This window comes from Streptomyces sp. NPDC054047, assembly GCF_055585065.1.
The window spans coordinates 122,024-147,318 of sequence record NZ_JBVJKV010000002.1 but is presented as its reverse complement, the minus strand read 5'-3'; the positions used below and the strand labels follow the sequence as shown (position 1 = coordinate 147,318).

At 69.9% G+C, this 25,295-nt stretch carries 19 protein-coding genes; 4 read left to right on the top strand and 15 right to left on the bottom strand.

The window, feature by feature from the left end; all coding sequences use genetic code 11:
- The first annotated feature begins 312 nt into the window (after positions 1 to 312).
- Both ACZ6ZP_RS07360 and ACZ6ZP_RS07355 read left to right on the top strand, forming a co-directional pair.
- Entirely contained in the window at positions 313 to 1,539 is a 1,227-nt protein-coding gene (locus ACZ6ZP_RS07360) for a thiolase family protein (RefSeq protein ID WP_383823681.1), read from the top strand.
- A complete protein-coding gene (locus ACZ6ZP_RS07355) occupies positions 1,536 to 3,677 on the top strand; it encodes a 3-hydroxyacyl-CoA dehydrogenase NAD-binding domain-containing protein (protein WP_361467990.1) in 2,142 nt (713 codons plus the stop codon). Before ACZ6ZP_RS07360 ends, ACZ6ZP_RS07355 begins: the two co-directional genes overlap by 4 nt.
- A 93-nt stretch (positions 3,678 to 3,770) precedes the next feature.
- Here the strand turns inward: ACZ6ZP_RS07355 and ACZ6ZP_RS07350 are convergent, their stop codons facing one another.
- Complete coding sequence (locus tag ACZ6ZP_RS07350) at positions 3,771 to 4,823, bottom strand: PLL family lectin (RefSeq protein ID WP_351158293.1); 1,053 nt, start codon at positions 4,821 to 4,823, stop codon at positions 3,771 to 3,773.
- Between the two features lie 86 nt (positions 4,824 to 4,909).
- Between ACZ6ZP_RS07350 and ACZ6ZP_RS07345 the strand changes: the two genes are divergently transcribed.
- A complete protein-coding gene (locus ACZ6ZP_RS07345) occupies positions 4,910 to 5,278 on the top strand; it encodes a PIN domain-containing protein (protein ID WP_361467995.1) in 369 nt (122 codons plus the stop codon).
- Between the two features lie 19 nt (positions 5,279 to 5,297).
- Here the strand turns inward: ACZ6ZP_RS07345 and ACZ6ZP_RS07340 are convergent, their stop codons facing one another.
- The 5 genes from ACZ6ZP_RS07340 to ACZ6ZP_RS07320 all read right to left on the bottom strand — a co-directional run bounded on the left by ACZ6ZP_RS07340 (position 5,298) and on the right by ACZ6ZP_RS07320 (position 12,159).
- The gene (locus ACZ6ZP_RS07340; RefSeq protein ID WP_351158287.1) at positions 5,298 to 6,374 is read right to left on the bottom strand and encodes a C40 family peptidase; all 1,077 of its coding nucleotides are present in this window, start codon (positions 6,372 to 6,374) and stop codon (positions 5,298 to 5,300) included.
- 16 nt (positions 6,375 to 6,390) lie between these two features.
- Complete coding sequence (locus ACZ6ZP_RS07335) at positions 6,391 to 6,873, bottom strand: poly-gamma-glutamate biosynthesis protein PgsC/CapC (protein WP_249587145.1); 483 nt, start codon at positions 6,871 to 6,873, stop codon at positions 6,391 to 6,393.
- A complete protein-coding gene (gene pgsB / locus ACZ6ZP_RS07330; protein ID WP_366462150.1) occupies positions 6,870 to 8,402 on the bottom strand; it encodes a poly-gamma-glutamate synthase PgsB in 1,533 nt (510 codons plus the stop codon). The genes ACZ6ZP_RS07335 and pgsB overlap by 4 nt, the downstream gene beginning before the upstream one ends.
- Before the next feature lie 5 nt (positions 8,403 to 8,407).
- Positions 8,408 to 10,648: a cache domain-containing protein gene (locus tag ACZ6ZP_RS07325; RefSeq protein WP_361468001.1), complete on the bottom strand. Its 2,241-nt coding sequence runs from the start codon at positions 10,646 to 10,648 to the stop codon at positions 8,408 to 8,410.
- Positions 10,649 to 10,950: 302 nt separating this feature from the next.
- Positions 10,951 to 12,159, bottom strand: coding sequence for a CapA family protein (locus ACZ6ZP_RS07320; RefSeq protein ID WP_468612392.1), 1,209 nt, complete (start codon positions 12,157 to 12,159; stop codon positions 10,951 to 10,953).
- Between the two features lie 23 nt (positions 12,160 to 12,182).
- Here ACZ6ZP_RS07320 and ACZ6ZP_RS07315 point away from each other — a divergent pair, with 23 nt between their 5' ends.
- Positions 12,183 to 13,178: a hypothetical protein gene (locus tag ACZ6ZP_RS07315; RefSeq protein WP_469405905.1), complete on the top strand. Its 996-nt coding sequence runs from the start codon at positions 12,183 to 12,185 to the stop codon at positions 13,176 to 13,178.
- Positions 13,179 to 13,196: 18 nt separating this feature from the next.
- Here ACZ6ZP_RS07315 and ACZ6ZP_RS07310 read toward each other — a convergent pair whose 3' ends face one another.
- The 9 genes from ACZ6ZP_RS07310 to ACZ6ZP_RS07270 all read right to left on the bottom strand — a co-directional run bounded on the left by ACZ6ZP_RS07310 (position 13,197) and on the right by ACZ6ZP_RS07270 (position 25,202).
- On the bottom strand, positions 13,197 to 14,690 hold the full coding sequence (locus ACZ6ZP_RS07310) for an ArnT family glycosyltransferase (RefSeq protein WP_469405904.1): 1,494 nt from the start codon (positions 14,688 to 14,690) through the stop codon (positions 13,197 to 13,199).
- An 83-nt stretch (positions 14,691 to 14,773) separates the two neighbouring features.
- Complete coding sequence (locus tag ACZ6ZP_RS07305) at positions 14,774 to 16,276, bottom strand: amino acid permease (RefSeq protein ID WP_351158271.1); 1,503 nt, start codon at positions 16,274 to 16,276, stop codon at positions 14,774 to 14,776.
- 149 nt (positions 16,277 to 16,425) lie between these two features.
- Positions 16,426 to 18,360, bottom strand: a complete 1,935-nt coding sequence (dxs, locus tag ACZ6ZP_RS07300; RefSeq protein ID WP_383823704.1) for a 1-deoxy-D-xylulose-5-phosphate synthase — start codon at positions 18,358 to 18,360, stop codon at positions 16,426 to 16,428.
- Between the two features lie 213 nt (positions 18,361 to 18,573).
- A complete protein-coding gene (locus tag ACZ6ZP_RS07295; protein WP_351158266.1) occupies positions 18,574 to 19,857 on the bottom strand; it encodes a sugar ABC transporter permease in 1,284 nt (427 codons plus the stop codon).
- Positions 19,854 to 20,633: an ATP-binding cassette domain-containing protein gene (locus ACZ6ZP_RS07290; RefSeq protein WP_351158263.1), complete on the bottom strand. Its 780-nt coding sequence runs from the start codon at positions 20,631 to 20,633 to the stop codon at positions 19,854 to 19,856. The genes ACZ6ZP_RS07295 and ACZ6ZP_RS07290 overlap by 4 nt, the downstream gene beginning before the upstream one ends.
- 192 nt (positions 20,634 to 20,825) lie before the next feature.
- Positions 20,826 to 21,911, bottom strand: coding sequence for a substrate-binding domain-containing protein (locus ACZ6ZP_RS07285; RefSeq protein WP_351158260.1), 1,086 nt, complete (start codon positions 21,909 to 21,911; stop codon positions 20,826 to 20,828).
- 120 nt (positions 21,912 to 22,031) lie between these two features.
- Positions 22,032 to 23,231 (bottom strand): ROK family transcriptional regulator, encoded by a 1,200-nt coding sequence (locus tag ACZ6ZP_RS07280; protein WP_361468020.1) that lies wholly within the window; start codon positions 23,229 to 23,231, stop codon positions 22,032 to 22,034.
- A 208-nt stretch (positions 23,232 to 23,439) separates the two neighbouring features.
- Positions 23,440 to 24,324, bottom strand: a complete 885-nt coding sequence (locus ACZ6ZP_RS07275) for a carbohydrate ABC transporter permease (RefSeq protein WP_351158255.1) — start codon at positions 24,322 to 24,324, stop codon at positions 23,440 to 23,442.
- Positions 24,324 to 25,202: a carbohydrate ABC transporter permease gene (locus ACZ6ZP_RS07270; RefSeq protein ID WP_351158252.1), complete on the bottom strand. Its 879-nt coding sequence runs from the start codon at positions 25,200 to 25,202 to the stop codon at positions 24,324 to 24,326. Before ACZ6ZP_RS07270 ends, ACZ6ZP_RS07275 begins: the two co-directional genes overlap by 1 nt.
- Positions 25,203 to 25,295: the final 93 nt, after the last annotated feature.

Below are 25,295 nucleotides of genomic sequence, written 5' to 3'. Positions count from 1 at the left end.
GATCGGTGGGGAGACATCCGGCGCCAAGCGGCGAGAACGGGGCGCCACCGGCCCGCAGGGGGCAGCACCAGGCAGGCGCCGGGTGATCGGTGGGGAGACATCCGGCGCCGAGCGGCGGGGACAGGGCGCCCCCCGGTCCGTCCGCCGCGGAGTTCGACCCACCGCCCCGGTGAAAGCCCGCCCGCAGGGCAAGTGTGACCTTCGCCTCCCCGCGGCAGCGCCCAGCAACCCTTGGCCGCATAGTTACCGACAAGTAGCATGGAACCCGGAAGCGCGCCGCCAGGCGCACCCGCACCCTGGAGGAGAGCCATCGTGCCTCGTACCGTCAGGGACGTCGTCTTCGTTGATGGCGTCCGCACCCCGTTCGGCAAGGCGGGCCCGAAGGGCATCTACCACGAGACCCGTGCGGATGACCTCATCGTGAAGGCCATCCGGGAGCTGCTGCGCCGCAACCCGGCCCTCGACCCCGCCAAGATCGACGAGGTCGCCATCGCCGCGACCACCCAGATCGGCGACCAGGGTCTGACGCTGGGCCGCACCGCCGGGATCCTGGCCGGGCTTCCGCAGTCCGTGCCCGGTTACTCCATCGACCGCATGTGTGCGGGCGCGCTGACCGCCGTGACGGCGACCGCCGGCTCCATCGCGTTCGGTGCGTACGACGCCGTCATCGCCGGTGGCGTCGAGCACATGGGCCGCCACCCCATGGGCGAGGGCGTCGACCCGAACCCGCGGTTCGTGAGCGAGAAGCTCGTCGACGAGTCGGCCCTCTTCATGGGCATGACCGCCGAGAACCTGCACGACCGGTACCCCACGATCACCAAGCAGCGTGCCGACGAGTACGCCGTGCGCTCGCAGGAGAAGGCCGCCAAGGCCTACGCCAACGGCAAGATCCAGCAGGACCTCGTGCCCGTCTCCGTACGACGGACCAACGAGGAAGCGGGCGAGACCGGTTGGGGTCTGGCGACCGCCGACGAGCCGATGCGCCCCGGCACCACCCTGGAGAGCCTCGCCGGCCTCAAGACACCGTTCCGTACGCACGGCCGCGTCACCGCCGGCAACGCCGCGGGCCTCAACGACGGCGCCACGGCGTCGATCATCGCCTCCGAGGACTTCGCACGCGAGCACAACCTGCCCGTCAAGATGCGGCTCGTCTCGTACTCCTTCGCCGGTGTCGAGCCCGAAGTCATGGGCTACGGGCCCATCCCCGCCACGGAGAAGGCGCTCGCCCAGGCGGGCCTGTCCATCTCCGACATCGGTCTCTTCGAGATCAATGAGGCCTTCGCCGTGCAGGTGCTCGCCTTCCTGGAGCACTACGGCATCGCGGACGACGACACCCGCGTGAACCAGTACGGCGGCGCCATCGCGTACGGCCACCCCCTCGCCTCCTCCGGCGTGCGTCTGATGACGCAGCTGGCGCGGCAGTTCGAGGAGCAGCCGGGCGTCCGCTACGGCCTGACGACGATGTGCGTCGGCTTCGGCATGGGCGCCACCGTCATCTGGGAGAACCCGAACCACAAGGACGCCGGAGGCGACAAGTGAGCAGCTCCACCAGCTCCACCACGGAGCTTCTGAAGGGCGCGGCCGAGCTGTTCCCGGACGAGGTCGTCACGCAGGCGCACGTACGCCACCTCGACCTGCCCGCGGGCGCCGGGCGCTTCGCGCTCATCACGCTCGACAACGGCTTCGACCACACCAAGCCGACCACCTTCGGCCCCGGCTCGCTCGCGAACCTGAACGCCGCGATCGACCAGGTCGAGAAGGAGGCGGCCGAGGGCACGATCGTCGGTGTCGGTGTCACCGGCAAGCCGTTCATCTTCGCCGTCGGCGCCGACCTCAAGGGCGTCGAGATCCTGAAGCGGCATGAAGACGCGCTCGCCATCGGCAAGGGCGGCCATGAAGTCTTCAAGCGGCTCTCCGGCCTCGCCGTGCCGACCTTCGCCTACTACAACGGCGCCGCGATGGGCGGCGGTGTCGAGGTCGGTCTGCACTGCTCGTACCGCACCGTCTCCAAGGCCCTTCCGGCCTTCTCGCTGCCCGAGGTCTTCCTCGGTCTCGTACCGGGCTGGGGCGGCTGCGCGCTGCTGCCGAACCTGATCGGCGCCGACAAGGCCGTCTCGGTCATCATCGAGAACTCGCTGAACCAGAACCGCCAGCTCAAGGGCAAGCAGGTCTTCGAGCTCGGCATCGCCGACGCGCTCTTCGAGGGTGCGGACTTCCTGGAGCAGTCGCTGATCTGGACGGCCTCCGTCCTCAACGGCTCGCTCACGGTGGACCGCCCCGAGATCGACCGCGGCGAGGCCTGGGACGCCGCTGTGGCGCGCGGCCGGGGCATCGCGGACTCCAAGGTGCACGGTGCGGCCCCGGCCGCCTACCGCGCCCTGGAGATCATCGAGGCCGCCAAGGACGGCGACCTCCAGAAGGGCTTCGACGCCGAGGACAAGGCGCTCGCCGACCTCATCATGGGCGGCGAACTGCGCAGCGGCATCTACGCGTTCAACCTCGTGCAGAAGCGCGCCAAGCGCCCGGCGGGTGCCCCGGACAAGAACCTGGCGCGCCCGGTCACCAAGGTCGGCGTCGTCGGCGCCGGTCTGATGGCCTCGCAGCTCGCGCTGCTCTTCCTGCGCCGCCTCGAGGTGCCGGTCGTCCTGACCGACATCGACCAGGCCCGCGTGGACAAGGGTGTGGGTTACGTCCACGAGGAGATCGACAAGCTTCTCCTCAAGGGCCGCGTCAACCAGGACAAGGCCAACCGTCTCAAGGGCCTGGTCTCCGGTGTCCTGGACAAGGCCGAGGGCTTCTCCGACGCCGACTTCATCATCGAGGCCGTCTTCGAGGAGATCGGCGTCAAGCAGCAGGTGTTCGCGGAGGTCGAGGCGGTCGCTCCGGCGCACGCGATCCTCGCCACCAACACCTCCTCGCTCTCGGTCTCCGAGATGGCGTCGAAGCTGAAGCACCCCGAGCGGGTCGTCGGCTTCCACTTCTTCAACCCGGTCGCGATCCTGCCGCTCCTGGAGATCGTGCGCGGCGAGCAGACGGACGACGCCTCGCTGGCCACGGCCTTCGGTGTCGCCAAGAAGCTGAAGAAGACCGCGGTCCTGGTGAAGGACGCCCCGGCGTTCGTCGTGAACCGCATCCTCACCCGCTTCATGGGCGAGATCCAGAACGTCATCGACGAGGGCACCCCGGTCGCCGTCGCCGAGAAGGCCGTCGAGCCGCTCGGTCTGCCGATGTCGCCGCTGGTGCTCCTGGAGCTGGTCGGTCCGGCCATCGGTCTGCACGTCTCCGAGACGCTCAACCGTGCCTTCCCGGAGCGCTTCACGGTCTCCCCGAACCTCGCGGCGGTCGTCAAGGCCGGCAAGCGCGGCTTCTACGTCTACGACTCCGGCAAGCCGGAGCTGGACCCCGAGGTCGCCGCCCTCCTCAAGCAGGGCGACACCGTCCTGACCGAGGAGCAGACCCGCGACCGCGTGCTCGACGCCGTGGCGCAGGAGATCGGCCTGATGCTCGACGAGGGCGTCGTCGCCGAGGCGCAGGACATCGACCTGTGCCTGATCACGGGCGCCGGCTGGCCCTTCCACCTGGGCGGCGTCACGCCGTACCTGGACCGTGCCGGTGTCAGCGAGCGCGTCAACGGCAAGCGGTTCCTGGCGCCGGGCGTGGCCAGCGTTCCCGCGTAACACCTCCGCATACGGGCGATGCCCGGCGGGCCGAGAGGCCTGCCGGGCATCGCCCGTTGTCGCGCGCTTCCCGCCCGCGCCCGCGTCTCCCGCCTACACCCGCGTCCACGCCTCCAGCGCGAGCCCCGACTCCGCCTTCTGGCGCGCGATCCGCAGCGTGCCGTCGAGGCCGATCGTCGCCATGACCACGCGGCCCCGCGCGTCGAGGGCCAACGCCGGGGAGCCCAGGCAGGGTTCTCCCGTCCCGGCCCACCAGACGCCCGCCGTCTCGTCCTCCGTCGGGTACGCCGCTATCACCGGGCGCCCGTCCTGCCCCCGGTGGGCGAGGACCGTGCAGTCGTGGCCCTCTATCGTCGCGCGCAGGGCCGCCATGGGGCCCGTGGCCGGGGTTCCGCCGAGGCGCCGCAGGTCCTCGCCGTCGCCGCGGTGGGCGACGACTCCCTTGCCGCGGGCGTCGGCGGCGTAGTACGTGAGGCGGTCCGTGCCCGTCTCCAGGGCCGTGCCGGAACCGACGGCCGGGGGCAGCGCGATGTCGTCGGAGCGCGTCAGCTCGGCGCCCTGCTTCTCCTGCGTCCAGTGCAGCGTCTTGTTCTCGGCCGGGCCGAAGACCTCGACGCGGCCGGTGGAGGTGGCGAGCGCCGTGATGCCGTCAAGGACCTCGCGGACCTTGAGGTCCTTCCACCCCTCCCACTTGCCGCCCTTGCCCTCGCGCCGCAGCCGCACGCTGTTCACGGCGTCCCGTACGAAGACGTGGACCGTGCCCGCCGCGTCCACCGCGGCGGTCGGGTCGCCCAGGTGCGGGGCGCGCTCGACGAGCTTGGTGTGCGGGTTGCCGAGCGAGCGCCAGTCCATGAGGGGCCTGCCCGACTGGTACTGGATCGAGTGCACGATGTCGACGGCGGCCTTTCCCTCGCCGTCGCGCACCTCCCTGCGGCCCAGGAAGTGCACGTACCCGTCGGCTCCCTGCGCCAGGGTGAGGCAGGTCAGGTCGGGCGCCTCGAAGAACTCCGGCCCCGACCAGTCGGGGCCGCCGGGCGCGCTCTCCGTCCAGCGCAGCAGTCCGCCTTCGGTCCGGGTGTACGCGGTGAGCCGGCCGTCCCGGCCGCGCAGCAGCCAGCGGGCGCTCTGCAGGGCACCGGTGCTCACGGTTCTCGACCTCGACGACATGACTCGGTGGCACCTTTCCACGTCCACATACGCACAACGTTCACTGGTTAGTTTACGTTTGCCGGATGAGAACTCTGGTCGTCGTGGACGCCGCGAACGTCGTCGGGTCCGTCCCCGACGGCTGGTGGCGCGATCGCCGCGGAGCCGCGGAGCGACTGCGGAACTCTCTGGTCGCGTACGCGGATCAGGGCCTGCCGGAACACCCGGGACCGCTGGAGATCGTCCTCGTCGTCGAGGGCGCGGCGCGCGGCGTGGAATCGGTGCCCGGCGTACGCGTCGAGAGCGCGCCCGGCAGCGGCGACGACCTCATCGCGGAGCTGGCCGCGCAGGCCGCGGGCCGCCCCTGCCTGGTCGTCACGGCCGACCGTGAACTGCGGCGCAGGGTGGGCGAGTCGGGGGCCCGGTGTGCGGGCCCCCGTACGGTTCGCCCCTAGGTCTGCTTCTGGGTCCGCCCTAGAGCCGCTTCGCGCTGCGCAGGGTGGAGGCGTAGTAGCCGTTGCCGTCGAGGCGTGATGTGCCGCCCTTGTCCCCGATCGTCGGACCGTTGACCTCTTCGCGGCTGGAGATGAAGAGCTTGTGCCCGTCGGCGTCGTGGCCGAGGAAGATCCCCACGTGGTCCAGGCGCTGCTTGGTGCGGGCATCCAGCTTGAAGAAGACCAGGTCACCGGGTTGGACGACGTCGATGGACTTGGGGCGGTCCGCCGCGCCGACGCCCTTGAGCCTGATGACGTCCGTGCCGGCCTTGCCGCGTGCCATTCCGTTGGCGGTGCGGGGCAGGCCGTCACCGGCCTGGTCGTTGGCCATCAGGGGGTAGCGGGCGCGGTAGCCGAAGACCGTGCGGATGAACCCGGAGCAGTCCATGGAGCGGGCCCGCTTCGTCTCCGGCTGGATGGTGGTGCCGTTGCGGAACGTGTACGGGATGCCGAGGTAGTCGAAGAAGTCCGACTCCTCCAGACGCAGGTCGTTCTCCGCGCTGCCGTCCGGGTTGAGCGGCCCGAAGTTGGCGTCGCCCGCGTAGGAGATGCCCTCATCGTCCTTCTTGACCGGCGCCCCCTCCACGTACTGGAACGCCATCGCGAAGATGTCGTCCTCTTCGCTGCCGGAGAACTCCTTGTACCAGTCCTTGAACCACTTCTCCTTCTCGGCGCCCTCGCGCCACGTCTCGGGCATGAGCCGTACCCAGTCGTTCGTCACGACGCGGGACTTGGTGTTCGCGGGCTCGGTGAACGTACGGCTCGGTCCTGTCAGCGTCGCGCTGCGGGCGCCGTCCGTGAAGGTCGCGACGACCTTGCCGCTCTCGGTGCGCAGGACGGAGCGGTCGGGGTTCTTCAGGCGCTCCCACTTCTGCTTCCCGCTCCCCGGCTGACCGTTGCTGTTCTGCAGGCCGCCGGGGGTGTCGGTGACGGCCTGCACCTTGGGGGCCTTGGCCTCTTCGTCCTTGCGCAGTTCCACGGTCAGGTACGCGCTGCCCGCGAGGAGGGCGAGCACGGTCGCCGCGTGCAGGACGGGACGCTTCTTCTTGGGCGGCATGAATGACTCCTGGGAATCAGGCGGACGGCATGAAGCCGAGGAGAATCCCGGCCGTGAGGACGACATAGGCCATGAGCGTCACCGAGCCGGTGGCGAGCAGGGTGGGGCCCTTGGGCTGGCGCACCAGCTGGTAGGCGATCAGGCCGGGGACGATGAAGCCGAGGGTCTGGTTCGCGTACATGAGCGGGAACTCGATGGACAGCACGATCATCACGGTCGCCTGGAGGGTGACGCCGAGCAGGACGACCGCGGCGAAGAGGCGCTTGCCGTACAGGATCACGAACTTCTGCATCAGCAGGGTGCCGACGTAGGTCAGCACGGTCACGCCGAGCACCATGGCCGCGCGCTGCAGGTCCTCGACGAGGGTCAGGGCGAGCCAGCCCGGGGTGATCATGCCGCCGGGCGAGAGGTTGGTCGTCAGATAACAGACCAGGGAGAACAGCAGCCCGAGCGCGATACCGACCGCGGCGATCTCGGGGGTGAGGACGGAGGGAATCAACGGGGCTCTCCTGGGCTGTACCACTGCTGGTCGTCGTCTTGGGCGGGCGGTACGGGCGCGATCCTCGGCTCGAACATGCCGCGGGGCGCGGGTGGCTGGGGCTGTGGTTCCTGGGGCGGGTATGCCTGGGGGGGCGCGTACTGCTCGTGCGGTGCGTAGGTCTCGTACTGCTGGTCCGGGGTGCGCTGTACGGGGACGTGCACCTGCGGGATCTGAGCCTGCGGGATCTGCACCTGCTGGAGCTGGGCCGTGGAGTACCGCGACTCGTACGCCTCCGGGTAGTGCTGATAGGGGTCGACGTGCGGCTCGTAGAACGGGGCGGGCTCCTCGGGGGCCTGCTCCTCGCTCTCGTCCGGCGGCAGTTCCGCGAGGCGCTCCAGGAGCAGCTCGCCCTGGCCGTGGATGTTGCCGATCGCCACCAGCGAGGAGTCGGGGCCGAGCTGCCCGAGGATCTGGTGCATGAACTCCTCGGGGTCGCGCCGGTCGCCGCCGAGGTCCACGGCGCGCCCGCGCCACTCGGCGGGGATCGCGTCGATCGCGGACTTGGCGGGGTGGCCGATGACGAAGACCTTCTCCGGCTGGAGGTCGGGGATGATCTCGCCCATCTGGCCGTTGCGCTCGACGCGGTCGGGACGGCAGTTGATGACGACGTGCAGCGGTCGGTGGATGGCGCCGAGGTCGAGCAGCTGGTTGATGTTCATCAGCGTCGACTCGGGGTCGTTGGCCGCGAAGACGTTGGCGAAGCGCACCTTCTTGCCGTCCTCGGTCGCGTACCGCTCGACCGAGAGGACACCGGGGTCCGGCGGGGCGTCGTACATGCCCTGGAGGGCGACCTCGCGGCCGACGCCGAGCAGCTCGGCGACCTTCAGCGCGATCGCCACGTTCTCCTTGAAGGTGAACCAGCTGAAGCCGCGCAGCTCCTCGTCGCTCACCGTCTCGGGGTCGGCGTAGATCAGCTCGCAGTTCCGCGCGTCCGCCTCTTCCTTGAGGATGTCGAAGCGGTCCTGCTCGGCGGTGACGCAGATGCCGCCCTCCGGCATGGAGCGCGAGAGGGAGCGCGCCACGTCGTCGAGGGTCGGGCCCATCTCGGCGAGGTGGTCCTCACGGACGTTGCAGAGCACGCCGATCGTGGAGCGGATCAGCTTGGACTGGTTGATCTCCTGGAGCGCCGGCATGACCGCCATGCACTCGATGACCAGGGCGTCCGGGTTGTACGCGGCGGCCCGCCGCACGATGCCGATCTGCTCGACGACGTTGGCGATGCCGAACTTGCGGTAGACGGGCTCCTCGGTGGCGTCCGGGTGGATGAACCGGGCCGCGGTACCGGTGGTCTTGGCGACCGTGGTGAGCCCGCCGCCCCGCAGGGCGCCCGCGCAGAGGCGGGTGATGGAGGACTTGCCGCGGATGCCGTTGACGAGGACCCGCGAGGGGATGTGCTCCAGGTTGGTGAAGTGCCGCCGCTGTTCGACGACTCCGGCCACCAACAGGATGGCGCCGCACACCACGAGCACGGTGTAGAGGAAGAGCACGGGGTTCAGTTCCTTCCGGCGAGGTCGGCCGTGACGCCGTCCCGCTTGCGCTGGGTGCCCGTCGGCAGCTGCTGCCGCAGGAGTTCCAGGCTGCGGGTGACGGCACCGACCTCGTCGTGGTGGCGCGGGTAGAGGACCGTGCGACGGTCGCCGTCGGCGAGTGCCTCGGCCTGGTCGGCGAGGTGCCGCAGCGGCCGTACGACGACGATGTGCAGCCAGCCGAGACAGGCCGCCGCGGCGGTGATGCCGAGCAGACCCGCGAGGACGGTGCGGTTCTGCAGGCTGTACTCGGGGATGGCGAGGCTCGACGCGGGCTGCCAGCTGAGCACGGTCCAGCGCAGCGACCCCGCGGCGCCGCCGCCGGCGAAGGGCGCCGCGGCCGCGATCTCGATCCCGTCGCCGCCGCCGCGGTAGAGGACGCCGCTGGGGCGGGGGCTGAGGCCCACTTTCTGCCCGGTGCCCTCCGCGAGCGCCTTGAGCCGCCCGTTGGGCAGGCCCTCGAACTCGCGGTAGCCGGTGTTGGCGCCGATCACCCGGCGCTTCTCGTCGACCACACGGACCGCACCGAGGCCGGGGCGCTTGAGCAGCGAGTTGAGGAACTCGATGCGGAACTCGCCGACCACGGCGGCCCCTTCGCGGCCCGGTACCTCGGCCGTGCCGAAGATGACCGGCTCCTTGCCGCCCTCGTCGACGACCCGGATGGCCTCGTCGGAGGGTCCCTCGCCGGACGGGCTGCGCGGGTCGCCGCCCGCCTCGGCCAGGACCTTGCCCCGCGCGTCGAGCACGTACAGCGACTGGTAGCGGGCGTGCTGGTTCAGGGTGCTCTCGAGGACCGTGGTCATGTCCGACGCCTCGGTGCGGTCGCCCATGAGGGAGGCGACCGACGTGAGGTCGGCGTGGCCTTCGTTGAGGGCGCGGCGGACCCGGTCGGTGAGGGTGTCGGTGCGTTCGCGCTGGTCGTTGACCAGCTGCTGGGGCACGACGACGGTGTCGCCCGCGCGGTTGAGCAGCAGCATGAGCGGCGCGGACCACGCGAGCAGGAGCACCGCGCAGACCGCGAGCAGGGTGCGGCTGCCGAACCTGCGGCGGCGGGCGGGCTCGCGCTGCGTATCGGCGGGCGCGCCGAGCAGTTGGCGGCGCAGCCGTTCGAGGGCGGCGCCGATGCGGGCCGCCTCGCCGCGGCGCGGCACGGAGACCGGTCGTTCGAGGTCGCCGCGGGTCAGCCTGCGGCCCTCCAGGAACAGTTGGATCAGCGGGCGCTGCACGGTCCGAAGGAGAAGGTAGACGGTGACGCCGCCGATGAGCAGCAGGGCGGCCGCGGCGAAGAGGCCGAAGGCCGAGCTGCTGGTGGCCGTCGGGTCCTCGGCGACCGGGACCATCGCGACGACGGCGAGACCGAGCCGGGTGGCCACGGTGGCCTTGCCCGCCTCGGGTCCGGCCAGGCTCGCGTAACCGGCGACGGCGCGCTCACCGAGGTAGCGCTCGCCGGTGAGGTGGCCGCTGACCCCGAGGAAGCCGCCCGAGCCGGGCTCCTTGGACTTGATCGGGTGTGCCCGGGCCTTCTTGGCGGCGGTCGTGGCGAAGGACCTGAGCTGTTTGTTGGACTGCTTGACCTCGTCGCGCTGCAGATCGGTGAGGACCTGCTCGGGCTCGGGGATGCCGTCGGTGCTCAGGACCTTGCCGTCCTGGCCGACGACGGCGATGGAGCGGAACTTGCCGAGGCTGATGCCGGGGAAGCGCAGGCTGCCGGAGGCGACGAGGAGCTGCTGCGGCTGCCCCTTCCAGGTGAGCAGGGCGAAGGAGAGCAGGCGGGTCTCGCCGTTCTCCAGGCGCACCATGCGCGGGGCGAGACCGTCCTCGTCCGCGAGCGCGCCGCGGTCGATGGCGGTCAGCGGCAGGTTCTCGCCGCGGGCGGCGAGGAGCTTGCCCGAGGAGATCTCGACGACCGCGGTGCCCATCCACTTCTGGTAGACGCTGCCGATCTTGTCCAGGACGGCGTCGGCGGGGACCGGCTCGCCGGCGCTGAACAGTCCGGCGGTCCGGGTCAGGTCGGTGACGGACTCGTCGATGGAGGCGCGCAGCGCGATGGCGCCGTCCTCGGCGAAGTGCTGCTGGGACGACTTGATCGCTTGGGGTACGGCTTCCTGGCCGGCACGGCCGAGGGTCAGGGCGGTGATGCCCGCGAGGGCGAGGAGCAGGACCGACAGCACGGCGATGGGGGGACGTATGCCACCCAGCAGGGACATGTCGGTTCTTCGGCGGACCTTGTGCCGCCGCTTCGAACGCGAAGCGGCCAAGGGGTGCTCCTCTCCTGGAGTGACGCGGGGACGTGTGGCGACGGCGGGACGCACGAGCACAGAGTGATGCGTTCCGGAGAGCTTGGACTTCCGAGCCAACCGAGAGGATGTACGAGTTATGGGAAATGTGAGCTAGCTCGCGCTGATCGCCCGACACCCGTTACGTCAGAAGACGCACGACTCATCCGCCCGCCGACGCAGGCGGGCCCGGGACGGTGAATGGCGGGTGTACACAGGGAAAACGGCAGTCGTCAGGAGCCGGGCAGCGCTTCCAGGGGCTCCAGGCCGTCCTTGCTCGCGCCCCGGTTCAGGAGCGTGCCCTGGGTGCGCTCGAAGGCGAGACGGTAGCGGGAGCGCTGCTCCTCGCTGAGGCCGTCGCCGTCGCGCAGCGTGGCGGCCACGTCCAGCAGCCGGTGGTCCTGGACCGCGTCCTTGGGCAGGGCCCCCGCCTCGTCCGGGTCCGGCGGGATGTCCACGAACGTCGGCACGTACTTGGCGTCGACGTCCCACTTCCCGCCGCGCTGGACGAACTCGAACCAGCCGATGGCACCCTCCTCGGTCAGTCCGCTCGGCACGTCGTGCCGGGCGATCTGGTTGCCGAGTCCGTACGCGATCCAGGTGCCGTCGACCTTCTCCATCGGCTGGACGACGTGCGCGTGGTGGCCGATGACGAGGTTGATGCCGGTCTCGCGCGCGATCCTGCGGGCGAGTCTGAGCTGCGAGGAGCTGGCGTTGGGCTGGTTCTCACGCCCCCAGTGGATGCTGAGGATCACGACGTCGGCGCCCGCGGCGCGCGCCTTCTTCTCGGCCGCCGCGATCGCGTCGAACTTGTTCTGGTTCACGATCCACGGCTTGTCCTTGGGGACCTCGCGGCCGTTGAAGCCGAAGGCGAAGGCTATCTGCGCGACCTTGACGCCCTTCACCTCGGTGATGAGCGGTTTGTCCCCTTCCGCCGCGCCGCGCGCCGAACCGGTGTGCCTCAGGCCCGCCTTGTCGAGCGTGTCCAGGGTGCGGGTGACTCCGGCGGGGCCGTGGTCGAGGGTGTGGTTGGACGCGGTCGAGCACTGGTCGTAGCCGACGTCCTTGACCGCCGTGGCGATCTGCGGCGGCACGAGGAAGTCGGGGTAGCTCTGGAAGGGGCCGCCCGGTTTGCCCACCACCGGCTCGAAGTGGCAGATGCCAAGGTCGGCCTTGCTGATGACGGGTTTGATCCCGGCCATCATCGGCCGGAAGTCGATGCCCTTCTCGCCCTTGCCCGAGGCCTTGGCGTCCTTGCGCGCCTGCTCGGTCAGTTGCGGGTGGATCAGGATGTCGCCCGCCGCGGCGACGGTGAACGAGGGGCCGCCGTCGGCGGCGGGCTTGTCATCGTCGCCGAAGGGGCCGCAGGCCGTGGCGGTGCAGGCGAGCAGGGACGCGGAGGCCACACAGGTCACGAAATACCTGCGGAAGGGACGTGTCATCACAGGGATATCTTTATACAACCATGAAGCACTCCCGTACCCGACTGATCACGATCGCGAAGAAGCTCGGGGTCTTCGCCGCCGTGACGGCCGTCGCCCTCAGCCTCGTACAGTGCGACTCGACCCCCTCGGACAGCGACCACAAGCCCTCACGGTCGGACCGCAGCCCTTCCGCCCCGAGCCCGGACGGCCGCCCCGGCGGCAACCTGGAGCGGCTGATCACCGACTACACCTCCGGCTTCGACGAGGACAGCGGATACCGCCACCCCACCCGCGAGGACCGGCGCACGATGGCCGCGGGCATCGCGCTGCTCCTGGACCACCGGCGCACGGAGGCCGAACGCCGCCTGGCCGACGTGGACTTCGCGGTGCGCACGGTCACCGACCCGGCCGGCGGCCGCCGGTTCGCCGAGGTCGCCGACCGCTCCGAAGGCGGCGCGGCGCCGCGCGGCTGGGGCCGCGTCTACATCGACCTGGACTCCCCCGTCCGCTGGTCGGCCCAGGTCCCCCACCCCGTCGCCGACCGGTACACGGAACGGCTCGGCGCGCAGCTCCTGAGCCGCGCCCCCGGCGGCGTCCTTGTCGTCGCGGGAGCACATCGCAAAGCCGGGCGCGGTGACGAGGCGGATGTGGCGCACCGCAGGGACAGCGTCTTTCACGCGATCTGCGCCGAACTCGTGCGCCGCGGGCTCCCCGGTGTGCAGCTGCACGGGATGGACGACGCCTCCGCGCCGAAGCACGATGTCGTCGCCTCCACGGGCCGGGGCAGGGAGGCCGTCGCCGAGGGCCGCGACCTCGCGGACGCGCTGCGGGAGCGGGGTTACGACGTCTGCCGGGCCTGGGCCAGGTCCTGCCCGCTCGCGGGCCGCTCCAATGTGCAGGGGCGGACGGCGGCGGCGCGCGATGTGCCGTTCCTGCACGTCGAGTTCGACGCCCGGATCCGCGAGGACCGCGACCGCTCGCGGGAGGTGGTCGAAGCGCTCGCGGACGTCACGCGCACCTGGCGGCGCCCCGACTAGGCCGCCCCCGTCGCCCGCTCACCGCACCCGGTCCACCCGCGCGTACACCACCGCTCCCTCGACCCGCAGCACCGGCCGGTAGCTCACCGCGAGGATCCGCCGCAGCGACGGCACCCGGTCGGGGCCGTACGGCTTGCCCCGCGAGTCGTCCACGATCAGCGCGGGCGGACCGGCCGCAAGCTCGCCGCGGAAGACCGGCCAGGCGCCGTCCACCGCGTACTTCTCGCCCACCTGAGGGCCGTTGCGGCCGCCGCTGTAGTTGGTCAGGAGGCCCGCCGTGAGGTAGCGGCTCGCGGGGGCGCGGTCGGCCAGCCAGTACGTCTCGGGGTGTATGCCCCACACCAGCACGCGCTCCCCCGGCGCCGTGCGCGCCTGGATCTCGTCCGCGATCCGCTGCGCGTGCGCGAGCTCGGGGCGCGGCGCCAGCATCCCCCAGGCCAGGAAGAGCGCGCACGCCCCGGCCGAGACCGACACCGCCGCCAGGGTGCGCTCCCGGGGCAGGATCTGGAGCGCCGCCGTGCCCAACAGGGCCAGGGGAGGAGTGAGTTGGAGGTAGTAGTGCCCGAAAAAGTGGAAGCCGACGAGGACCGCGCCCGCAGATGAGGCGAGCCAGAGCCACAGCTCCGCCGAGCCGGTGCGGGCGATGCGCAGGATCCGCGCGACCGGCGGAATGATCCCCGCGCAGGCCGCCGCGAGGATCGCCGCGTTCGTCAAACCCCGCAAGAGTACGTGGAGTTCGGACCCGGTGAAGGAGGCGTACGCGCCCGATCCCGTCACCGTCCAGAACAGGAAACCCGCCGGGGTCGTGACCGCAGCCACCGCGAGGACCGGAGCGCCCAGACCGACTCCCAGGCGCAGTACGTCCTTTCGGACCGCGCCCGCCTGCCACAGCAGCCACGCCACCGGCACAAGGACCGCTCCCCCGGTCTGCTTGACCAGGAAGGCGCAGGCCACCGCGGTACCCGCCGCACCCCAGCGGCGCCGGTCCGCGCACCATATGGCGGCCGCCGTGCACGGCAGCATGAAGACCTCGAAGGTGGCCGCCTGGGCGTCCTCGGGGTTCAGGCCGACCGAGATGAGGAGGTAGAGCACGCCTGCCGTGCGGCCCGCGCCGTCGCCCCAGCGGCGCCGGGCGATGGAGACGAGGAGGACGGCGGTCAGGAGCTGGGCCGCCACCGCGAGGACCTTCAGCGGGAGCAGCGTCTCATCGCCGAAGAGCGCGAACGTCCCCTCGTACAGCCAGGGGACCAGCGGCGGCTTGCGGTCGACGACCGTTTCGTAGAGCTCGCCGCCGTCCGCCAACATCCTTGCCTGGACGGCGAGATAGCCCTCGTCCGGGCTCCACAGCGGCCACCGGAAGGAGGGAATCCGGGTGACGCAGGCCAGCGCGGCGAGGAGGGGGAGCAGGCGCGGCCAGTACGGCGCGGGGGGCGCCGAGGCCCGCTCCGTACGCGGGCGCGGCAGCCGGAGGCCGCGTACGGAGCGTAGTGATGCGGAAGGCTCGGCGAGCATAGGGAGCACGCTATCCGGCCCCGCAGTCCCTGCCTGATCGGGACATACGGGGCCGGATGATTGAACGGAAGCGACCGCGGTGACTACGAGGCGTCACCGGCCGCGCGCTGCTTGGCCTGGCGGCCCAGCTGGCTGTGCGAGCGCCCGTACGCGAAGTAGACGACGAAGCCGAGCGCCATCCAGATGCCGAACCGCACCCAGGTCTCGGCCGGCAGGTTCAGCATCAGCCACACCGAGGCGGCCACCGAGAGGATGGGCACGAACGGCACCAGCGGGGTGCGGAAGGCGCGGGGCAGGTCCGGGCGGGTGCGGCGCAGGATGATGACGCTCAGGGCGACCACGACGAAGGCGAAGAGCGTGCCGATGTTCACCAGCTCGGCGAGTTCGTCGAGGCTGGTGAAGCCCGCGAGGATCGCGATGAGGACACCGAGCAGGATGGTCGGGCGGTGCGGCGTGCGGTACTTCGGGTGGACGTGGGAGAAGAACCGCGGCAGCAGTCCGTCGCGGCTCATCGCGAAGAAGACGCGGGTCTGGCCCAGGAGAAGGATCATGCAGACGGTGGTGAGGCCGACGGCGGCGCCGAAGCTGATCACGCCGCCGTAGAAGGGATGCCCGGTGGCCTTGAAGGCGTCGGCGAGCGGGGCGTCCACGGACAGTTCGCTGTAGTGCTGCATGCCCGTGACGACGATCGACACGGCGACGTACAGGACGGTGCAGATCAGCAGGGAGCCGAGGATGCCGCGCGGCATGTCCCGCTGGGGCATCTTGGTCTCTTCGGCGGCGGTGGCCACGATGTCGAAGCCGATGAAGGCGAAGAAGACGATGGAGGCGGCCGTGAAGATACCGAGGACGCCGAAGTTGGTGGGCGCGTAGCCGAACATCAGCTGGATGAGCGGGGAGTCGATGCTGTTGCCCGCGGCCACTTCCTGCGCCTTGGGGATGAAGGGCTTGTAGTTGTCCGTGTCGATGAAGAAGGCGCCCGCGATGATGACGATCAGGACGACGGCCACCTTGATGGCGACGATCACCGTGGTGACGCGCGCGGACAGCTTCATGCCGAGGACGAGGACGACCGTGAGGACAAGCACCAGCGCGGTGGCGAGGATGTCGAAGCTGAAGCCCTCGGCCGCATCGGGCCCGGAGAGCGCGTCGGGCAGCTTCCAGCCCGCGTTGTCCATCAGCGAGCGCACGTAGCCGGACCAGCCGACGGCGACCACGGCGGTGCCGAGGGCGAACTCCAGGACCAGGTCCCAGCCGATGGTCCAGGCGGGCAGTTCACCGAGCGAGGCGTACGAGAAGGTGTACGCCGATCCGGCCACCGGCACGGTGGAGGCGAACTCCGCGTAGCAGAGCGCCGCGAGGGCGCAGACGACGCCGGCGACGGCGAAGGCGATCGCGGTGGCGGGCCCCGCGGTCTCCTTGGCCACCGCTCCGGTCAGCACGAAGATGCCGGTGCCGATGACGACGCCGACTCCGAAGACCGTGAGATCGAGGGCGGACAGCGACTTCCTGAGCGCGTGCTCCGGCTCCTCGGTGTCCTGGATGGACTGCTCGATGCTCTTCGTTCTGAAAAGGCTGCTTGCCACGGACGTACCTCCACGCTTGTCGTCCTCGACATGATCGAGAGGGCGAGTACCCCGCAGGCCTCGGCGCGAGCCTATTCACGCGAATGGGCCGGTTCCACCACCCGTACAGGGTGCTGGAACCGGCCCATCGGCGGTGCGGGTTGACTCGGTCAGTCGCGCGCGGGCTCCCCCGCCTCGACGGAGTCCACGGCCGCCGTGCGCTCGAATCGCCCGTCCAGCTTGGCGACCAGGCCGGTCACCTGGCGGGCGATGTCCGGGGCGGTCAGGCCGATCTCGGCCATGATCTCCTTGCGCGACGCGTGGTCCAGGAAGCGCGGCGGGATGCCGAAGTCGCGCAGCGGCACGTCCACGCCCGCGTCCCGCAGGGCCTGGGCGATGGCCGAGCCGACGCCGCCCGCGCGGGAGTTGTCCTCGACGGTGACGACCACGCGGTGCTGCTCGGCGAGCGGGGCGAGCGCCTCGTCGACGGGCTTGACCCAGCGGGGGTCGACGACCGTGGTCGTGATGCCCTGCTTGTTCAGGAGGTCGGCGATCTCCAGGCACATGGGGGCGAGCGCGCCCACGGAGACGAGCAGGACGTCGGCGCGGTTGGTGCCCGCCTTGCGCAGGACGTCCATGCCGCCGACCTTGCCGACGGCCTTGACCGCCGGGCCGACCGCGCCCTTCGAGTAGCGCACGACGGTCGGGGCGTCGTCGACCTCGACGGCCTCGCGCAGCTGGAGGCGGACCTGGTCGGCGTCGCGCGGGGCGGCGATCCGCAGGGTCGGCACGCACTGGAGGATCGACATGTCCCACATGCCGTTGTGCGAGGCGCCGTCCGTGCCGGTGACGCCCGCCCGGTCCAGGACGAAGGTGACGCCGCACTTGTGCAGGGCCACGTCCATCAGGAGCTGGTCGAAGGCGCGGTTGAGGAACGTCGCGTACACGGCGAAGACGGGGTGCAGGCCGCCGGTGGCCAGGCCCGCCGCGGAGACGGCCGCGTGCTGCTCGGCGATGCCCACGTCGTAGACCCGGTCGGGGAACTCCTCGGCGAACTTCTTCAGGCCCACCGGCTGGAGCATGGCGGCGGTGATCGCGACGATGTCCTCGCGCTCGCGGCCGAGCTTGACCATCTCCTCGCCGAAGACGGAGGTCCAGTCCATGCCGGAGGCGGCGATGGGCAGGCCCGTGTCGGGGTGGATGACGCCGACGGCGTGGAAGTGGTCGGCCTCGTCCTCCAGGGCGGGCTTGTAGCCGCGGCCCTTCTCGGTGATGCAGTGCACGATGACCGGGCCGCCGAAGCGCTTGGCGCGCACCAGGGCGGACTCCAGGGCCTCGATGTCGTGGCCGTCGATCGGGCCGACGTACTTCAGGCCGAGGTCCTCGAACATGCCCTGCGGGGCGATGAAGTCCTTCAGGCCCTTCTTCGCGCCGTGCAGCGTCTCGTAGAGGGGCCTGCCGACGACCGGGGTGCGCTCCAGGAGGTCCTTGCCGCGGGCCAGGAAGCGTTCGTAGCCGTCCGTGGTGCGCAGGGTCGCCAGGTGGTTCGCGAGGCCGCCGATGGTGGGGGCGTACGAACGCTCGTTGTCGTTGACGACGATCACCAGGGGGCGGTCCTTGGCGGCGGCGATGTTGTTCAGCGCCTCCCAGGCCATGCCGCCGGTGAGCGCGCCGTCACCGATGACGGCGACGACGTGGTCGTCCTTGCCCCGCACCTCGTTGGCCTTGGCGAGGCCGTCGGCCCAGCCCAGGACCGTCGAGGCGTGCGAGTTCTCGATCACGTCGTGGTCGGACTCGGCGCGCGCGGGGTAGCCGGAGAGGCCGCCCTTGGTGCGCAGCTTGGCGAAGTCCTGGCGGCCGGTGAGCAGCTTGTGCACGTAGCTCTGGTGGCCGGTGTCGAAGAGCACCTTGTCCTGCGGGGACTCGAAGACGCGGTGCATGGCGATCGTGAGCTCGACCACGCCGAGGTTGGGGCCGAGGTGGCCGCCTGTCTTGGACACTGCGTCGACGAGGAAGGCGCGGATCTCGCCGGCCAGCTGGTTCAGCTCCTCCGGGCTGAGCCGGTCCAGATCGCGCGGTCCCCTGATGCGGGTCAGCAGCGGCACCCGTGCCTCCTTGCAGTAGAGCGTGCAGTAGAGCTGTTCAAGCGTTGACCGGATTGTTGCCGGGCCTGTTGAGTCTAATGTTCCGCCGCTGACGACGGCGTCCGGGCCGGATGTTCCGTGTCACGCGAACGGGCGTACGTCGGACGTGGACAGAGAGCTGCCCGGCACCGCTCCATCGCGGTGCCGGGCAGCTCTGCTCCGGGTTCTGCCAGGTCAGGCGCGTCCTGCCGCCTTCTGGCTCCTGCGGGACACGGAGTCGAGCACGACCGCGGCAAGGAGTACGGCACCCGTGATCATCGACTGCACCGCCTTGCTGGAGCTGCCCGACATGTACAGGCCCGTCATGATCGACTGGATGACCAGGATGCCGAGCAGCGCCGACCAGGGGGTGCCCCGGCCGCCGAAGAGGCTGGTGCCGCCGATGACGGCCGCGGCGATCGCCAGCATCAGGGTGTCGCCGCCGCCGAGGTTCGAGTCGGCGACGCCGGACTGGGAGGCGATGAAGAGGCCGCCAAGACCGCCGAGGAAGCCGGAGATCGTGAACACGGAGATCCGGATCCACACGACGTTGATGCCGGCCCTGCGGGCCGCCTCGACGCCACCGCCGACCGCGAAGACCTGACGTCCGTAGTTGGTGCGGCGCAGCACGAAGCTGGCGAGGACCACCACGGCGACGAAGACGGTCAGGCCAAGGGGCAGGCCGTCCTCCTGGTTCAGGACGAAGGCCACGACGTAGGCGAGGACAGCGACGACCGCGGTCCGCAGGGCCAGCTCGCTGACCGGGCGGTGCGGCAGGTCGGCGGCCTTGCGGCGCACCCGCTGGCTCCACTGGGAGTAGCCGTACGCGGCGACCGCGACGGTGGCCAGGCCGTACGCGGCGGCGACGTCGCTGAAGTAGTAGTTGTTCAGGTTGTAGATGATGCCGTCGGAGATGTTGTTCAGGCTCAGGGTGTTGCCGAGGACGTACAGCTGCAGGCCGCTCCACCCGAGGAAGCCCGCCAGTGTCACGACGAAGGCAGGCACACCTATTCGGGCGAAGAAGAAGCCGTGCAGGGCGCCGATCGCGGCGGCGGCGGCCAGGCCGATGACGACGGCGAGGCCCTCGTTCACGTCCTGCTTGATCGCGAGCACCGAGCTGATCGCGGCGGTGAGGCCCGCGACCGAGCCGACCGACAGGTCGATCTCGCCGAGCAGCAGCACGAAGACGATGCCGGTCGCGATGAGGCCGGGGCCGACGATGTACTGCGCGATGTTGCTGAGGTTGGACGGGTCGAGGAAGCGCCCGGTGGTGATCTCGAAGATCGCCCAGATGACGATGAGACCGGTGACGACGGGTATGGAGCCGAGCTCGCCGCCCTTGATCTTCCGCTTGAACTCGGTGAGGTAACCGGCGAAGCCCTGCTCGCGCACGAGCAGGCGCGGGTCGACGGCCGGGATGGCGTCGGCGGCCGGGGCCTCGGCGTCCACCTTCTTTGAGGTGTTCACGGTCTCACTCACTTCGTGGCCTCCGCGCTGCGCGCCTTGCGCCGGGTCACGGCGTTCTCCGTGGCTCCGGTGATCGCGGCGATGATCTCTTCGTTGCTGGTGTCCTTGACGCTGAAGACGCCGTTGTTGCGGCCCAGGCGCAGGACGGCCACCTCGTCGGCGACGGCCTTGACGTCGGCCATGTTGTGGCTGATGAGCAGGACCGCGAGGCCGCGCTCGCGCAGCCGCTCCACCAGGTCGAGGACCTGTGCGGTCTGCTCGACGCCGAGCGCCGCGGTGGGCTCGTCGAGGATCACGAGCTTGGGGTCGCCGACCAGGGCGCGGGCGATCGCGACGACCTGGCGCTGACCGCCGGAGAGCGAGGCGATCGGGATGCGCACGCTCGGGATGCGGATGGAGAGGGTGTCGAGGAGCTCCTTGGCACGCTTCTCCATCGCCACCTCGTCGAGGACCTTGGCCCGGCCGAGCTCACGGCCGAGGAAGAGGTTGGCCACGACGTCCAGGTTGTCGCAGAGCGCGAGGTCCTGGTAGACGGTGGCGACGCCCAGGCCCTGGGCGTCGTGCGGGCGCGAGATGGAGACGGGGTTGCCGTCCCACTCGATGGTGCCCTCGTCGATCGGATGGACCCCGGCGATCGTCTTGACCAGGGTCGACTTACCGGCTCCGTTGTCGCCGACCAGGGCGACCACTTGACCTGCGTGTACTTCCAGTTCGACATCGGTGAGCGCCTGGACGGCACCGAATCGCTTGGAGACGCCGCGCAACGCCAGCACGGGCGGAGCGGACATGTGAACCATCTCCTTCTTCCGCCGAGGGGGGCCGGCGGAGGCCGTACGGGCATGGCGTACGGCGGGATGTGATGTGGGCTGAGGGGGAATGCGGCAGGGGTGCGAGCAGACGTACGGCGTCTCGGCCCCCGACAGCGGGGCGAGCGTGAAGGAGGGCGAGACGCCGTACGAGTCCGTTGCCTGCGAGTGCGGCTACTTGATGCCGGCGTCCGCGCAGGCCTTCGCGAAGTCAGGCGTGCAGATCTCGCTGACCTTGTAGAGCTTGTCCTTGACGACGGTGTCCTTGATGTCGTCCTTGGTGACGACGAACGCCTGGACGAGCGCCGACGGGATGCCCTTGTCGCTGGGGCTGTCCAGCTTGTCCGTGACCAGCGAGTCGATCTTCTCGCCGTTCAGGAGCTTGACCGCGACCTCGGCGGTCTTCTCCGCCTCGGGCTTGTACGGCTTGTAGATGCTGAAGGCCTGCGAGCCCTTCAGGATCCGCTGGATGCCCGCCAGTTCGGCGTCCTGGCCGCCGACCGGGATGCCCTTGACCTTCGCCGACTCCAGCGCCGCGACGATGCCGCCCGCCATGCCGTCGTTGGCCGAGTAGACGGCGTCGAAGCCGTCCTTGCCCAGCGAGGTGATGGCGGTGCCCATCTTCTCGCCGGCGATCTTCGGGTCCCACTCACCCGTCTGCTCGTAGACGATCTTCTTGACCTTGCCGTCCAGGACGGAGTGCGCGCCCTTCTTGAACAGGGCGGCGTTCGGGTCGGACTCCTTGCCGTTGATCATGACGACGTTCGAGTCCTTGGCCTTGTCGCCCAGGGCGTTGACGATGCCCTCGCCCTGAAGCTTGCCGATCTTCTCGTTGTCGAAGGAGACATACGCGGAGACCGGGCCCTCGGCCAGGCGGTCGTACGCCACGACCTTGATGTCCTTCTTCTTCGCCTCCTGCACCCACGCCTTGGTGGCACCGGAGTCGACCGCGTCCAGAATGATGACCTTGACGCCGGAGTCGACGAGGTCGTCGAACTGCTGCTTCTGGGTCGAGACGTTCTCGGAGGCGTTCTTGTAATTGATCTTGCAGTCGGAGCAGAGATCCTGGACCTTCGCCTTGATCAGCGGGTAGTCGAAGGACTCGTAACGCGTGGTCTTGCTCTCGGGCAGCAACAGACCGATGGTCTTGTTGTCCCCGTCTCCCTTGTCACCGCCACCAGCCTCGCCGCAAGCGGCAAGGGAAACGGCCATCGCGGTAGCGGTCATGGCTATCGCGGCACGACGCAGATGGGTGTTCACTGTCCAACCTCCCTGACGTGGCCGCGTCGTTGCGGCCGAGGTGGCTCGAAGTCAACTCGGCCGCCACACCAGCGTCAAGGAGTAAATCCTTAACGAGATGACAACGGTGCCATGCGTTATCTAAGTGAAGGCAGGTGCGGACGCAGACAGAGACCCGTCCAAAAGGGTTGAATCGCCCATTTCGCTGAGTGCGAGAGCCAGCGCCCCGAGCACTTCGGCGCGGCCGCCGAGCGCCCCTGGGAGGACGGTCAGCTGGCGCGCGGCGCTGGGGATCGCATAGCGCCCCACGGACTCCCTGATGGGCCCCAGGACCAGCTCACCGGCCTCCGCCAGGTCACCGCCGAGGACGACACGGCTGGGGTTCAGGAGGTTGCAGAGGTTCGCGACGCCGCTGCCGATGTGCCGGCCCACGTCGGCGATCACCCGGCGGCAGCCCGGGTCGCCGTCGCGCGCGAGGGCCACCACGCGCTCCATGGTCAGCTCGGTGCCGTGGCTCGACTGGAGCAGGGGCAGCACATAGCGGGCCGCGGTGAAGGTCTCCAGGCAGCCGCGGTTGCCGCAGCGGCAGACCGGGCCCGACTCGTCCAGGGTGATGTGCCCGATCTCGCCCGCGGTGCCGCCGGGGCCGCGGTAGATCCGCCCGCTGATCACCAGACCGGCGCCGACACCGCTGGCGACCTTGATGTACGCCAGGTCCTTGACCCCGCGGCCGCTCCCCCAGACCAGCTCGCCGAGCGCGCCGAGGTTGGCGTCGTTGTCGACGTGCACGGGGACGCCCAGGCGGTCCTTGAGCTCCTCGGCGGGCTTGGTGCCGGTCCAGCCCGGCAGGATCGAGGTCGAGCCGAGCGTCCCGGACTCCACGTCGATGGGCCCCGGCACACCGAGGCCGATGCCCGCGATCTTCGCGCGGTCCACCCCGGTCACCCCGATCAGCCTGCTGACCAGCTGCTCGGCGCGGTCGAAGCCCTGCGCGGCCGACGCGTCCACGTCCAGCGGCTCGGACTCCTCGGCGAGCACCTGGTGGGCGAGGTTGCCGACGGCCACCCGCAGGTGCGTATGGCCGAAGTCCACGCCGATGACGATGCCCGCGTCGCCGCTGAGCGAGACGCTGCGGGCCCGGCGGCCGCCTGCCGAGGTGGGCGTGACCTCGACCGTTCCGCCGTCCTTGAGCTCCCGGACGATGTTGGAGACCGTGGCCGCGGACAGACCCGTCGTCCTGGCGATCTCCGCCTGAGTGAGCGATCCGGCGAGCCGTACGGCACGTACGACCCGCTCGAGATTGGCCCGGTGCAGCGACGACTGCGACCCCGGAGTCTCCATTGACTCAGCCACCCTTATTCCGTATGACGTAAATGTCGTGGCGCGCCTTCGCCGCCCGTACAAGTTGTGAACTCCAAGCTCTGCTGAACGGGTTGGCGCAGTCAAGTCCTTGACGGAAATCGGCGCTCCCGAACAGCCGGACAGGCCGGGTCCAAGCGGCGAGGATGCACCCCAAACCACCCAGACCCGGCCTGTGCGGGCCGATCCGTTACTTGACCGATCCCGCGGTGAGACCCGAGACGACGTGCCGCTCGATGAAGGCGAACAGCACGATGACCGGCACGATCGCCACCACGGACGCCGCGAAGAGGTAGTTCCACTCCACGGTGTAGGCGCCGATGAAGTTGTTGATGCCGACGGTCAGCGGCTGCTTGTCGGGTTCGGTGGTGAGCGTGAGGCCCATCACGAACTCGTTCCACGCAGTGATGAAAGTGAAGATCACCGCGGTGACCACGCCCGGCAGCGCCAGCGGCAGGGTCACCTTGATCATGGCGCCGAAGCGGCTGGTGCCGTCCACCATCGCCGCCTCCTCCAGCTCCGGCGGGATCGAGCTGATGTAGGCCGTCAGGATCCACACCGCGAACGCGAGGTTGAACGCCGCGTTGGTGATGATCAGCGTCCAGACCGAGTTGAGCATGTCCAGCTGGTGGAACTCGCGGTAGAGACCGACGAGCAGGGCGGTGGGCTGGAACATCTGGGTGATCAGGACGAGCAGCAGGAAGGCCTTGCGTCCGCGGTAGCGCATGCGCGCCGTGTAGTACGCGGCGGGCAGCGAGACCAGGAGCACCAGGAGCGTGGCCCCGCCCGCGACCAACAGGGTCACCTGGAGGTTCTGGCCGAGCTCCGACTCCTTCCAGACCTCGATGAAGTTCGACCATTCCAGGTTCTGCGGGAGATAGGTCCGGTCCCGCAGCTCGCTCTTGGGCCGGAGCGCGGTGATCACCATCTCCAGGTACGGAGCCAGGAAGATCGCCGCCAGGGCCCAGGCGACCACCGTGATGACCAGCGTGCGCGGCCGGAACGTGCGCTTGGGCTTGAGCTGGGGCGCGGGGCCCTTCGGGGACCCCGCGCGGGTCTCCGTCGCGGTGGCCATCAGTCCTCCTCGTTCCACCGGCTGACCTTCAGGAAGATCAGCACGAGCACGACGACCATCGCGAAGTTGACCACGGACATGGCGGCGGATTCGCCGATGTCGGTCTCCTTCAGCTTGTACATGAACACCATGGTCGTGGAGGTGTCATAGCCGGGACCGCCCTGCGTCATGGCCCAGATGATCGGGAAGGAGTTGAAGACGTTGATGAGGTTGATGACCACACCGACGAGGAACGCGGGCCGCAGCATCGGCAGCGTGATGTGCCGGTACGTCTGCCCGGGGCTCGCCCCGTCGATCCGCGACGCCTCGTAGACCTCGTGCGGGATGGTCTGCAGGCCCGCGAGCAGGGTGTACGTGGTGAAGGGCAGCGACACGAAGATCGCGACGGCCATCATCCACGGCCAGGCCGTCTCCGGCTTGCCCAGCCAGTCCTTGGACTTGTCGATGAGACCGAGGTCGAGCATCAGCGTGTTGAGCACGCCCGCGGTCTGGTTGAGCATCCACTTGAAGCCGATGGCGGTCATCAGGACGGACGCGGCCCAGGGCGCGATGAGCGCCCAGCGGGTGACGGTGCGGCCGGGGAACTTCTGGTTGAACAGCTGGGCGAGGGCCAGCGAGAGCAGCATCGTCACGCTCACGACGACGACGGTCCACACGACCGTCCAGAGCAGGACGGCCCCGAAGTCGGTCTCGTCGAAGAGCTTCTTGTACTTGTCGGTCCCCGCGCTGCCGCGCACGATGCCGGCGATGGAGATGTTGAGGAACGAGGTGCGGACCAGCTCGACGACCGGCCAGATGACCACGGCGAGGATCAGCAGGATGACGGGCGCTATCCAGGGCAGCGGGCCGAGTCGGGCGATGCCGCTGCGACGGCTCACCGGCCTGGGTGCGCGCCCGCTCCGTCCCCGGCCGGTGTCGGCCGGGGGCGGAGGGGCCTTCAGTGACACAAGGTCTCCTAGCGAACGGGACTA